This window comes from Candidatus Zixiibacteriota bacterium, assembly GCA_019038695.1.
Taxonomy (GTDB): Bacteria; Zixibacteria; MSB-5A5; order GN15; family FEB-12; genus B120-G9.
On record JAHOYZ010000035.1, the window covers coordinates 1 to 12,844 of the forward strand.

General features: G+C 51.1%; 11 protein-coding genes. All 11 read right to left on the minus strand.

Translation table 11 applies throughout. The annotated features are described in order from the left end of the window. Window positions 1–1,591, minus strand: a 1,591-nt coding sequence (locus KOO62_11170; GenBank protein MBU8934549.1) for a hypothetical protein, incomplete at its 3' end; no start/stop codon positions are given. 273 nt (window positions 1,592–1,864) lie between these two features. Continuing rightward, a complete protein-coding gene (locus tag KOO62_11175; protein ID MBU8934550.1) occupies window positions 1,865–4,546 on the minus strand; it encodes a tetratricopeptide repeat protein in 2,682 nt (893 codons plus the stop codon). Window positions 4,547–4,682: 136 nt separating this feature from the next. Further along, window positions 4,683–5,162 carry a flagellar assembly protein FliW gene (locus KOO62_11180; protein ID MBU8934551.1) on the minus strand — a complete coding sequence of 160 codons (480 nt, stop codon included), beginning with the start codon at window positions 5,160–5,162 and terminating at the stop codon, window positions 4,683–4,685. 22 nt (window positions 5,163–5,184) lie between these two features. Further along, entirely contained in the window at window positions 5,185–7,110 is a 1,926-nt protein-coding gene (gene flgL / locus KOO62_11185; GenBank protein ID MBU8934552.1) for a flagellar hook-associated protein FlgL, read from the minus strand. Between the two features lie 36 nt (window positions 7,111–7,146). Beyond that, a complete protein-coding gene (csrA, locus tag KOO62_11190) occupies window positions 7,147–7,479 on the minus strand; it encodes a carbon storage regulator CsrA (GenBank protein MBU8934553.1) in 333 nt (110 codons plus the stop codon). Between the two features lie 46 nt (window positions 7,480–7,525). Then, complete coding sequence (gene flgK, locus KOO62_11195) at window positions 7,526–8,920, minus strand: flagellar hook-associated protein FlgK (GenBank protein ID MBU8934554.1); 1,395 nt, start codon at window positions 8,918–8,920, stop codon at window positions 7,526–7,528. Next, window positions 8,920–9,405: a flagellar protein FlgN gene (locus KOO62_11200; protein ID MBU8934555.1), complete on the minus strand. Its 486-nt coding sequence runs from the start codon at window positions 9,403–9,405 to the stop codon at window positions 8,920–8,922. Before KOO62_11200 ends, flgK begins: the two co-directional genes overlap by 1 nt. A 33-nt stretch (window positions 9,406–9,438) precedes the next feature. Next, on the minus strand, window positions 9,439–10,158 hold the full coding sequence (locus KOO62_11205; protein ID MBU8934556.1) for a lytic transglycosylase domain-containing protein: 720 nt from the start codon (window positions 10,156–10,158) through the stop codon (window positions 9,439–9,441). A gap of 236 nt (window positions 10,159–10,394) precedes the next feature. Next, window positions 10,395–11,531, minus strand: coding sequence for a flagellar basal body P-ring protein FlgI (locus KOO62_11210; protein MBU8934557.1), 1,137 nt, complete (start codon window positions 11,529–11,531; stop codon window positions 10,395–10,397). A gap of 9 nt (window positions 11,532–11,540) precedes the next feature. Continuing rightward, window positions 11,541–12,128, minus strand: a complete 588-nt coding sequence (locus KOO62_11215) for a flagellar basal body L-ring protein FlgH (protein MBU8934558.1) — start codon at window positions 12,126–12,128, stop codon at window positions 11,541–11,543. A gap of 19 nt (window positions 12,129–12,147) precedes the next feature. Continuing rightward, on the minus strand, window positions 12,148–12,786 hold the full coding sequence (gene flgA / locus KOO62_11220) for a flagellar basal body P-ring formation chaperone FlgA (GenBank protein ID MBU8934559.1): 639 nt from the start codon (window positions 12,784–12,786) through the stop codon (window positions 12,148–12,150). Window positions 12,787–12,844 lie beyond the last annotated feature (58 nt).

Genomic DNA, 12,844 nt, shown 5'->3' on the forward strand with positions numbered 1-12,844 from the left:
GGGCACCACCGAGGTCAACACCAGTGGTGGCACCGGTGGCGACAATCATAGAAACTGTACCGCGGTTAGCTTCCCCAGCTACTGCGTTTTCAATGGTAACCGTCGAAGTACCATCATACTTGACGTCGTTGATAGAGTTGACATATTCGTCAAAACTGACTCTGGCATCAGTACCACTGTTCGCAACTGACTCCACACCCATACCCAGGGCAAACTCGAGATCGCCAGCATCAACGCCCATTGCGGCCATCTGGATACTGTAGGTCGAACCTTCGTCGCGAGTTGTGATCTGGATCTTGTTCGAATCGAATATGGAAGCCACAAGGTCATTGTCGGTGCTGGCACCATCAACGTCATTGAAAGTGGCCTGGTTGTCTATTCCTACGTTTATCGCGTCCACGAGCGAAGAGAGAGTCGCGTACGTACCGTCAGCAACCGCGACTGTTGCCGTTGTGCCAGAGGAATTTGCGGCCGTAGTCGCAGTGATACTCAGATCACCGTTCGAGGTTCCCCGGTTGCTACCGGTTGTGAAGTTGAAATAGCCATTGCCCGGATTGTCTACAAAACCGGACACTCTCACAGCATTCTGGGCACCATTGTCAACAGTAGTGATGTTAAGCAGGTTGCCAGTTGCACCTCCCACCGCCGTGATCTTACCAGCCAATTCTGAAATAGCGGCAATCTCAGTGTTTATTGCAGCCGCTACTTGTGTCCCTACATCATTCAACGCAACGTCAAAGCTGATAGCATGCTCAGCCGTATTCCCGGTTGTGGCATTCCAATATTGCAAAGTAACATTGTATGTACCAACATCGCCAGCGACAGCGGCTGCGAGGTTAGCATCGGAATCTACCTGACCGACAGCAGCAGCACCGACCACAAAAGCATTGGTTTCAGCAAATGGGTCGTTGATCAAAAACGCATCTGAGGTTGTCTTGGCAGTGTCAGACGCCTGGATGACTTGAATGTTGTGAACACCAGCAGTCAGATTGCTTGGATCACCGTCGGTATTAGCCAGCGAGAGACCGGTGGCAATAGTATTCAACGTTGACGAAGCATCGGCTGTCTTGGTCGCCGTGATGGAATGAGTACCGGTCGACAGACCAGACTGAAGAACAGACAAGTCAGAAGTGTTGGTGCTGGTGATGGTCGCGGTGTTCTCGCGGGAACCATCCAGCAACTTCTTGGTGCCAAACTGCGTGTTGGCAGCGATACGGTCGATGGTGGCGATGGCGTTTTCAATTTCCGCCTGGTCAGCAGCAAGCTGATCGGCGTCGTTGAAGCCTTCGTTGGCCGCGTGAATGGCCAGTTCTCTCATCGAAATCAACAGGTTGTTGACCTCGTTAAGAGCACCCTCAGCCGTCTGAATCATGCTGATCGATCCTTCCGAGTTTTCAATGGCTCGGTTAAGTCCGGCAATCTGAGCACGGAACTGCTCACTAATAACCAGACCGGCAGGGTTATCAGCACCCTGGTTGATGCGGAAACCTGAAGACAGTTTCTGCATCGACTTCGACAACGCAGCAGTAGTGTTCACCAGATTACGGTGAGCATTGAGTGCCGCCAGGTTGTGGTTAATACGAAGTGACATGTGTCATCCTCCTTGGATCGTTTAGGGTATCCTTACCCAGTTTATTAAGTTCGATCAAATTCTCAGGATAGTCACTTCCTATGTCATAACATTCGAGGGCTGTTTTCCTATGCAACCCCTTTCTTCCATGTTTCTCCATATTATAGTCGCTCATGTTGGCTTCAAATTCCTTCTCACATTTCCATAGAGGTTTAATCGGCAGACCACTATTTTACTTAACGAGCTGAATGGGAGTTTTCTAAGGCTTTGAAAAAAGGGTAAAAAAGCACCAAATCAAGCCTTCTGAACCATCTCGCGAGCCTGGGCAAGGCGCTCCAGTGCGGGGGTAAAGTCGGGATCCCACTGGAGTACGCGCTCATAGCCCATTATAGCTGATTCTCTATGCCCCATCAGCAGATAGCATTCGGAAAGGCCAAACAATGCCAGTGGGTCCTGGGGATTGACCTGTAAGAACCGTTCATAGTATGTAAGGGCGGTGTTGTAATCTTTCAGCTGCAGGTTCAAATCGCCCAGCAGGCGTGCTATTTCGTACTGGTCGGGGGCAAGTTCGTAATATGTTGCCAGGGCAACTGCGGCCGCATCTATCTTTTCGAGATTGATCCGAGCCAAGCCAAGATTGCGGAATGTGACCGCCGGTGCCTGAGGTATTTCGGTTGCCTTCTGATAAAGTTCTTCTGCCCTGGAATAATCTTCGGTCTTGAAATAGCAACCAGCCAGATCGTTCAGAAGGTCGGCATCCGTTGTTTCAGTTTGAACCAATAACTCATAAAGCATAGCCGCATGATCGTATTTTTCCAATCGGAAACAACATTGTGCCAGACGACGTTGTGTTTCAGTCGGTACTGCCTCAGAGGTTGTCATCTTGTCGATAAACGCACATGCCTGCCCGGTAAGATCGGCTTCTTCGAGCATGAGGGCATATTCGATGAGGGCTGGATGATCGCCGGGAAGCATGTCAAGCGCCTTAACCAACCAATTGTCAGCCTCTTCTTGTCGTTGTGTGGCCTGAAACACACAAGCTAATCCGACCGCAGCTTGATGTGATGAACTTTCGATTTTAAGCTGTTTCTCAAATGACTGTTCCGCCTCTTCGTATTGCTTAAGCTCCAGACAGACTCTGCCTAACCGGGCGTTGGCATCGAGTAACTCGGGATTCTGATCGAGTGCCTTCTGCAAATATCGGGTTGTTGCTGACCAATCCCGGCGGTACTCTGTGACCAGTCCCAGCCCATAGTAGGCGTACTGGAAACTACACGGGTGCATCAACAACATCTCTTCCATGCCAGCAGTTTGTGCCACTCTAGCCTGGGTCTCAAGGTAACGGTTGTAATACCGCTCGGCCTCATCGAAGCGGTTGCTCCGGACACAGATATTCCCCAACAGAAGAATTGGATCGAGATAATCCGGGGTCAGTTCCAGTGCCCGAAGAGCATAACTCTCCCCTGCGGCATCCTCGCCTATAATGAAATGGGTCATCGCCAGTTGATAGAGAGCCATCAAATGGACGTTACGGTCGTCATGGCTGCCTTCATCAGGATTGGTCAATTCGACTGCACGCCGGGCGGCATCAATTATATGGCGGGCATTCTCAGGGTGCTTTGCAGTATCCTGCCCCAGTAGCACCTGTGCGTAGTTGAAATGGGCAAAAGCATTGTCGGGATTATCCTGAAGTTGTTTCTCAAGGAGATCGATAGTTCGTTTGGTTTTGGTCGCCATCCGCTCCTCAGTGAGACCATATCCCAAATGCTTGATCCGGGCTGAAGTATGCGCAATCGGTTCCTCGGAATCAATAACCAGCTGATTGTGTACAATACCCTCATAGGTGAGTCCGAGTTCTCGCTTGAAAAGTCGGATCGAGGTAAGTGAAGTCACGTTCTCGTCGAATTTGCCACTGTGATTCAACACATTGACTGCGATTGCTCTGTGTTTCCCTGCATTCATGTGACGACGGATTATATCAAGATCGTCCTCGACAAAACGCTCATCGGCATCTATAACAAAGATCCAATCACTGGTTGCCTGATCTGTGGAGTAGTTACGATGTTTGGAGAAGTCCCCTTCCCATTTCTGATGAAATAGTTTGGCTCCATAGGATTTTGCAATCTCGACCGTGCTATCCGTTGAACCGGTGTCTACAACAATGATCTCATCAACCCAGTCTCGGATGGAGGCAAGACAGTCCGGCAGCAGTTCTTCTTCGTTCTTAACGATCATACAAGCCGAAACGGTTGCACCCCGCTCCAGAGATCGAGCCACAAGACGTAATTCCTGAACCTGAGGACAGTTGCGAATGCCTCGTTTGATTACCTCACGTGCCTGCCCAAGTTTATGTGATCTCTCGTAGATTTTCGCCAGATTAAGATATGGCAGATGGTTACGCTCGTCAGCCTCTATCGCGTTTTCGAAAGCCTTACGCGCCTCGGAGATCGCTTCCCGAGCCTGATGAACCGATCCCAGCGTATTGTGAACCTGAGAAAGATGACCCGGAGTAGATGCAAAGGATTGCCTCGTTGTGCTAGCCGTGTTGTCGGCATAAAGTGAAAGGAATTTCCGAGCCGCCCTTTCGGACGGGTCGTACTCGCGCATAGCGAGATGAACATAGGCCAACAAGTACCAGGCATCCAGAGAATCGGGGACATCTTCCATCAGACGGCACACAGCCTTCTCCGCGTCTGGGTACTGTCCCTTGTTAGTCAGCCCATAGGCCCTCAGACGGTTATAATCCACTCGAAGATCGACATCAGAAATCGGGCACTGCTGTTCAATTGGCTCGATCGTTTCGAGGATGCTTTCCGCTTGATCGTTCTTCAGATACCACTCACCCAGACATAGCCGGGCAGCAACGTCATCTGGATTTGCCTTTACAGCCTTTTCCAGAACTGTTTGTGGGGTTGTCGTTTGTTGACGCCGTGATTTATTGGACGATGTTTTTTGATTCTTCTGCTTGCGAGCCATCACGATGCTCCATTTTGTGTTTCCGGCTCACCCATCTGTCAGCAGCTACCTGCCCCATGAGACACTGGGGATTTGTGTTTTCCTCTGCGGCGAGCCTACGCAACAAGGGGTACGCCAGGAAGCCCTGATGTGTGTACTACACGCCCACCGGCTCTTCGACTTCTGGCTGCTCCACCTGGGGATCAGTCTCGCTCGCGTCGAGCAGCGGATGTTGAACGTGATAGTCCGAGTTGACCAACACCAGTTGCTTGCCCAGATTGTTCTCAGTGTTAATAAGGATCGGTCCCTGTAGATTAACCGACATTTCCTTGGGATTTTCGGGCACTGTTACGATCACATAGGTTTCCACGTTTTCTGGCGACTGCACTCCAAGATCGGCCACCTCCTTGGAATGAACACGAATTTTATAGTCCGCGAAAAACACAGTCGGGTTGACCACGATAAACGCGATGCGTGGATCTTCAATTGACTGAAACCACCTGAAAGGAAGAAAATCCTCCTGCTCAATCAAGCAGTACTTCGTTAGCTTCTCAAAGCCAAGAATTGGTTTCTTAGTCGTGATTATCTTGTTCTCAGGGATCTCCAGCGACCCAAAACGATCACTCTGCACCAACATAGACATATCCTCAGTTAAAGTCCTATCGTAAGAAATCCATCAGCGACGGCTGTACAATTCTTGCGGTTGCCATCAGCGCTGCCTGGTAATTATTTTCATATACAGCCAGTTGAGTCACCAGCTCGGTAATGTCTGCATCTTCAGTATCACTTAGAAGACTCGTGAAATTCAATTCCAAATCGGTGATCCGGCTCAGGGTCCCTTCCAGCCTGATGGACTTGGATCCAACTCCTGCTCGGAGATTGAGCAGGTGCTGCATAGAGTCATCCATATTGGCCAGAAGCATTCCGACGCCCTCTTGATCGTTGTTCTCAAGGGCAGTATGCAGAAGAATCATCGACCCCATAGTATCACTCGATCCCCAAAGCTGCATCTGTTTCGCCGTTTCGTCCGTTGTGTCGCAATCAATGATGAAGGAGGCATCGGTGTCATTACTGACAATCTGAATCCCGCGACTCGAGGAGTTGATCGAGGCGGTGATGTCAATACCAGAGTTATTAAGCACATCCAGAACATCCTGAATTGTCACTAGAGCTGAAGAAGACAGGTCTATCGTTCTTGTGGTTTCTCCCTGATGTATAACCAGCCGTCCGAATTCCATCCCGTTGCCGTTCTGGAGATCAGCGATATTAGTGGTGGCCAGCATTCGAGGGTCCAGATCATTACCGGAGAAATCCCCGGTGTGAGTTCCCAATATTCCCAAATCAGAGGCTGTAGTTCCAGTGGTTTCCTCGATGACGATGCTCGGTATCGGCTCCAGGTCGGTACCCGACAGAACCGGATCAATAGTACCGCGAATTCCCAGACCAAGAGCGGTCGCCCGCTCGGGGGAAACATCATCAACAGAGAACCCCAGCGTGCCAGTGCTGTCTGTTATATCAAGACCGGTGTTACCGGCGTTGATGCTCATTGTCACGGTGGCATAGCCAGCCGCAGCCATCTGCGTATTGAATGCGGTGATGACATCACCAATCGAGGTCGCTCCGCTCACATCAATCTGGATGTTAACTGCCGCACCATCAGTTACGATGAAGTTACCCGGTAGTAAATCCAGACCATGCCCATTGTTGATCCTGTCAAGTTCGGTAGTAGTCGAAATCGTTCCATTACCAAGAGTATCCAGCAGGAGGTTGTTTCCTTCGGCCCCCAGTTTTAACTCGACATTGGTGATTCCTCCAGCCACAAGCTGGGCGTTTACTCCGGTAACGGGATCGAACAGGTCGCCCACTGTCACCATGGCGCTGACATCAACGTTAACCGACAGGCCCAGGTTTTCGTCGATAACGGTAAACGTGCCTACATCCTGGTCAATACCAGCAGCATTGTGTAGATCACTCAGGAGAGTGGCATCGGTTACACCCGCGCCGAGGTCGGCATCCTCTCCCAGTGTACTGACTTGAGCCAGGAATACATCTGAGCCAACCAGGTTGATCCCCATGCGAGATGACGATTCTATCTGATACTCAATCAAACCGTCGTTGCCGTCGTAAACGACTCCATTGGCGGAAACCGAGAGTGCCTTCTGTTGGGTGCGATGCCCGGAGAATACGAACCTACCTTCAAGTTCGCTATTACCAAGCTGCACGAGACGCTCAAGAATTGAGGACACCTCTTCGGCCGATCCTTGCCGGGTAACGTCATCGTAGTTGCCGTTGGCCATGGCCACCGCAATCTCCTTGGCATTGGAAACGAGGTTCTTGAGATCGCTCAGGACCATGTCATACGTCCCCATCCAGGACTGAGCCTGATGCACGGTCTTGCTGTATTGCTCGTTCTTGGCCAACTCGGTACGATACACGAGAGCTCGTTGAACGCCAATCGGGTCATCCGACGGTTTATTGAGTATCCTGCCCGTGGATAATCGAGTCTGCAGGTTCATATAGCGACTAATTGATCGCTGCATGTTGAACACTACTCTATCGGCAATCATGCCGTTTGTAATTCGCATGGTCTTACTGCCTCATATCGGGGCTAAATCATCGGACTAGGGCATCCCCGGTCCGTTGCCCGGCCGCCGTGGCGGTCGTTCATTTTTGTACTCAATTTTGGCCGGGCGTTGATCGTTCGCTTTGCGATCCTTCCTTTTCAGCTTGTCTCGGAGCATTCCGACGACACCAAACAAATCACCCTTGACCGGTTTTGATGCTCGACGGTTCTCTTCTTGTATCTTGACATAGATCTCTTCGCGATGGACGACTACTTCGGGCGGTGCCTCGATGCCTATACGCACCTGACGTCCGTGGATCCCGAGAACGGAGATTTTTATATTGTCTCCGATTGTAATAGATTCGCCCAACCTCCTTGTTAGAATAAGCAAGCTACCCTCCGTGGTGCATGTTAGTTACGTTGCTTAGGCATCCAGCCTATCGTCCTACGATCCCCATCCTGGAGATCACAACATCCAACGCCTCGTCCATAACGGTGATGACTCTTGCCGCTGCCTCATAGGCATGCTGGTGTTTTATCATGCTGGCCATTTCCTCGTCAAGCGAGACTCCCTGGATCGATTGTCGGGAGTTTTCAACCTGATGGACGAGAAGTTTATAATTACTGGCAAAGGACATGGCCTGGTGAGACTCAAGTCCAAGGTCACCGATCATTGAATTATAGTAGTCGTTTATTGTCGATGTGCCGTTGACCATGACCCGTTCATTACGCAAACCCTGCATGTTAAGAGCTATCGTGCCATCGCCCGTTTCGCCCGAGGCAGATGCTGCAAGTTTTTCAGGAGCCAGTTCCAATTCCTGGTTGATCCGCATGGAGGATGCTGTAGTATAAGTCGAGTCAAAGAAATCACGACCGTCTATTCCATCCAACCCGTATCCAGTGGAGTGAATGCTGTTGACCTGGTATACAACCGACGCTGCCAACGCATCGAGTTCCTCCAGATACTTCGGAATCAGAATATCCCGAGAGTCAAGCAACCCTCTGAGTTCCCCTGAGCCGCAAGTAAGTTCAACCGAAGTTCCTTCCCAGATGAGACGATGCCTGATGCCGCCCTCTACCAGATGGGTTTCAGTGTCGATAGCTGTCGCATTGGATCCGTTGACAATCTCAAGAGACCCGATAAGCACTCTGACCCCGCCACGGGCATCTTCAATCGTGTTGGTATTAACCAGCAAGGAGAGTTCATCGATGAGTTGATCTCTGATATCACGAAGATCATTGGATGAGGAACCGTCCAGTTCCTGGGTGACAATTTGCTGATTGAGCATGGCGACTTCCGTACTCAGACGGTTGACCTCCTGCGTCATCGCCGTGAGATCACCATCAATCGAGTCACGCAGATCAGTAAGTTGCCGGGAAAGCTCCCTGAAGTCGGTGACAAGTCTCTCCGCCGCACCCAGTACTGCCTTGCGGCTGGTCATGGATTCGGCATGCTGAGAAAGAGTATCCCACGAATTCCAGAACTCGTTTAATCGTTCGTTGAGCGTATTGTCAGCCGGCTCGGCAAAAACAGTCTCTAACTGGGAAAGTACCTTCTCCTTGTAAGTCCACTCTCCAACTGACTGACTTGTCTGCCGAAACTGCTCTCCCAGGAAGAGATCGCGAACGTGCCTGATGCTATCAACGCCCATCCCGGTACCGATTGGTCCATACGGACTGTCTGACGGGCGAGTGGCACTAATGTGTACTCGCTGCCGGGAATAGCCGGGCGTATTTACGTTGGCAATATTATGCCCGATGGTCTGAAGGTATACTTGACTGGACAGTAGTGCTCGCTTGCCAACTTCCAGTGCTTGGAATAAGCCCGCCATCACACCCTCCAATCAACAGCGACATTGCGTCCGCTGTTCCGTTCAGCTCCGCCAGCAGTATACTCAGGAGTTGGATCTCCCACCGCCGACAGCATTTTCATCATACGGTTAATATATTCGCGTGATTTATTCAGTAGCATCGCGTTCTGATTGCGTGTGTTAAGAATTCGTTCGTTGACGTTCAGGATCGCATCGCGCAATCGGGTCAACACTTCAGCCTGTGACTTGTCCACTATTTCCACCAGTCGGGAGACGGTGAGATCACCTTCAATGGCGTTGTTCTCCTTGATAGCCCCAATCACACTCTCGCGCTCGCGATGTAGCAACGTACTTTCTGAAAGTTTCTCGCGTTGCAGCTCAGTAATCCTACCAAGTTCTTCAGCGTCATTATCCACCAGAGCGCGTTGCTGGCGTTCAAGTAGTTGAAGGAATGACTCGAAGAGTGCGGCTTCCCTGCCAAGTATGTCTATTAATCGGTCCACCATATCCTATTCTTTCGTCAGAAGGCTTCGATCAATCTATCGACCCGAATGCGATATCGCTTTAGCTTTCCCACCTCCAATTTGCTCGCGATACGATGCGTAGGCATCCATCACACGGCTCACATATGCTTCGGTTTCAGGAAACGGCGGAATGCCATTGTGGCGTTCGACAGATCCGGGGCCTGCATTGTAGGCGGCCAGGGCCAGTCGTGGATCTCCGAAGCGATCCATTTGTTTCCGCAGATACTCTGTCCCGCTATTGATATTCTGCCGAGGATCAAAAACCCTGGTCACACCCAGCTCGGCCGCCGTCCCATCCATCAATTGCATTAATCCCTTGGCTCCAGCTGGCGACACCGCCCGCGGATTGCCGCCAGATTCGGTCTTAATGACCGCACAGATCAACGCCGAGTCGATCTTGTTGGCTACCGCCGCATCCTCGATAATATCACCGAAACGGGTAACGATGCTATCCTGGACGGGCGACTCAGTGACAGCAGTCCGATCCAGAGCCCGCAGAGGCCTGACCTTGACCGGGATCGCTGGTCGTGAGGGGCGGCTGTCTACCTCAAGCCGCTCCAAAGACAGCGGCATGGTCTGGCGATCTCCTTTGGACAACGATCCAACGTCACCGCTCGGCACAGTAGTCCCGGCACTGGGATCGATCGTTTTCACCAGCGAATCGTAGAGCAATTCCGAAATGGAACGCTTGTTGCCCGACATCTTCTCCGCCAGGTGCATATCAAACATGTCCATAAAGGTGTCTTTGCCAAAACTGTCCGAGAAAGCCCCCCCCTCTGTGAGCGGGTTTTCCTCGACCGTCTTGCGCATCGCTTGAAGCATCTGGTACATAAAAAGCGACTCGAACTGTTTGGTCGCTTTCCGTAGGTTATCTTTTTTCTTATCGAGGTCTTGAGACTCCACCCGGGCGGGCTGTTCCGGACCCGAGGGATTTATCAATCCGGGAGTAGATATGGGCAGCAAAGTACTCATTATAAAATGATCAACTCGGAGTGCAGCGCTCCGGCCTGCTTGAGAGCCTGGAATATTGCAATGATATCGCGCGGTGTAGCTCCGATTCGGTTCAGAGCATTGGCAACATCGGAGAGGTATACTACTCTCTTGAGATGAATGACACGCGCCTTATCATCCTTAACGCTGATTCGTGAATCCTGGGAAACTACCGTGTGGCCGTCGCTGAACGGCTCCGGCTGCGAAATAATCGGAGTTGACTGAACATGGACTGTTATTGTCCCATGAGCAATTGCCACCGGATCGATTGTCACATGCTGACCGACGACAATGGTACCGGTTTTTTCGTTGATCACTACCCGTGCCGGTGTGTCCGGCACTACCTGAAGGAGGCCCACATCGGAGATAAACTCAATGCGGCTGTTTGGATGCGACAGCGAATCCGGAATCACCAGCTTAATAGTACCAGCATCCAGCGGGTATGCCAGCAACCCATATTTGATATTGATCCGCTCGGCCACCCGATGGGTGGTGGTGAAATTGGGATCACGAAGAGTCAGCATCAACTCCCGTTTTTCGGAAGGCTCTACCGTCAAGGGAGCAATTACCTTGGCCCCACCCGGCACTCTGCCAACCAGCGTATAGTTGTTTACTATCTTATTGCCATCATCTACTTGCACGTTAAAGCCACCAATCGAAATTGCTCCCTGAGCCACCGCCCTTTGGACGCCATCGAGTGTCGAAAGTGGCGTCATCAGCAGCGTTCCACCCTGCAATGACGAGGCGTCTCCAACCGACGACACCGTCACATCAACAAACGTACCCTTGGCATTGTGACTGGAGAGCTTGGCGGTTACCATAACGGCAGCGATATTTTTGACCTTAACCTTGGTTTGATCGACGGTCAGACCCATGCGCTCCATCATATTGACCAGTGATTGGACCGTAAACTGAGTTCCCGTGCCATCGCCACTCCCATCGAGACCAATGACCAGACCATAGCCGATCAAGTCTTCCTGCTGCTCATTCTGAAAACTACAGATGTCCTTAACCCGGACTTTACCAGCTTCCGCTACGGAAACCATGGCTAACACAAGCCAACAGATCAGGAGCAGTCCCGTCGGTGTAGCAAGGGTTCTCGTAAGAATCGAGTTCATATTATCTCCCTAAAACAACCAGCCTACCAACCGGGTGAAAAAACCCGGCCGACTGGCCGTTGTTGCATTACCTTTGCCGGTGTAGTGAATTTCTGCATCGGCAATGAGATAAGAATCAATGGTATTGCCGGGTGAAATGTCTTTTTGGCGCACCACTCCAGTCAACTGGAGAGTTTCTCGATCCCCTGATATGCCGACCGTTCGTGAGCCCTCTATGACGAGGTCGCCGTTGGGCAGAACACTCACAACCGTGACCGACATCCTCGCCCGCAGCATCCCGTTGCGAACGTTTTCACCTTTGCCATCAAAGGAACTACCATTCTTGGCGCTCATGTTGAACAATGGGATAAAATCAAGAGGGCCGACCCCGGGTCCACCATCGGCCGATAAGGATGTACTTTTCTCCGACTTGGATTCCGCTTTCTGAGTAGCGCGGCTCTGCTCATAGATCAGCACCGTCAAGATATCCCCCACCTTATGAGCCTTGATGTCGGTAAACAGTGACTGAGCCTGACCGAAATCATCTCCCCGTAGTTTCAGGGAGAACGGTAGCAGCAGCAACACCAATAAAATGAATAGAACTCTTCTCGTTGTCATTTTCCCCTTAACTCCTATTTTAGGGGTCAACCGCGACAGCGCCGTTATCGACGATGCGCGCTACAATAATCTTCCCTGAAGCTTTATTCTTCACTTTCACATAGTCACCGGCCATACCCTGCTCCATTGCCACTCCGGGCGCAGTAACCTGGCAAAGGCCATCGACATAAACAATCTTAACGGCTCGCCCGGACTCCATGTCCGGGATAGCCTCGATGCAGGCTGTAGTGAGGATTGCACCGTTTCTGAGATTCCGTTTGGCGCGATGTCCTTCCAGAACTGCGAGGGATTGAACTGGTCGTTCTCTGAGTGAGGTCACTTCCATGCGACGAGTTGCAACGTTGTCGTCATGGAAAATATCCTTGCGCCTGATCTTGTCGGCCGTGACCACTACCTCGGCAAATTTCCTGATCTTGAGTCTAACCTGTCCGCTCTCGACAACCTGGCCATCGATTTCTATGTCAACCTTGACGGAAAATAGTCCCAACGGCTCCTTCTGCGTCAAAGGTCGAAGGGACAACTCCTCCAGTTGGATATCGGCGATCTTAAGCCGACTGGACACAACTTCAACTCTATACTCGGTTGTATCCAGCTGATACATATCGACCAGTCGATCAATGATGACCCGATCGGGCGTGGCAGCTTCGGGGCTTGACACCCCTAATAACAAGAGGATCGGTAATAAACTTCTGATCAAATACTTAGACATTATGCTA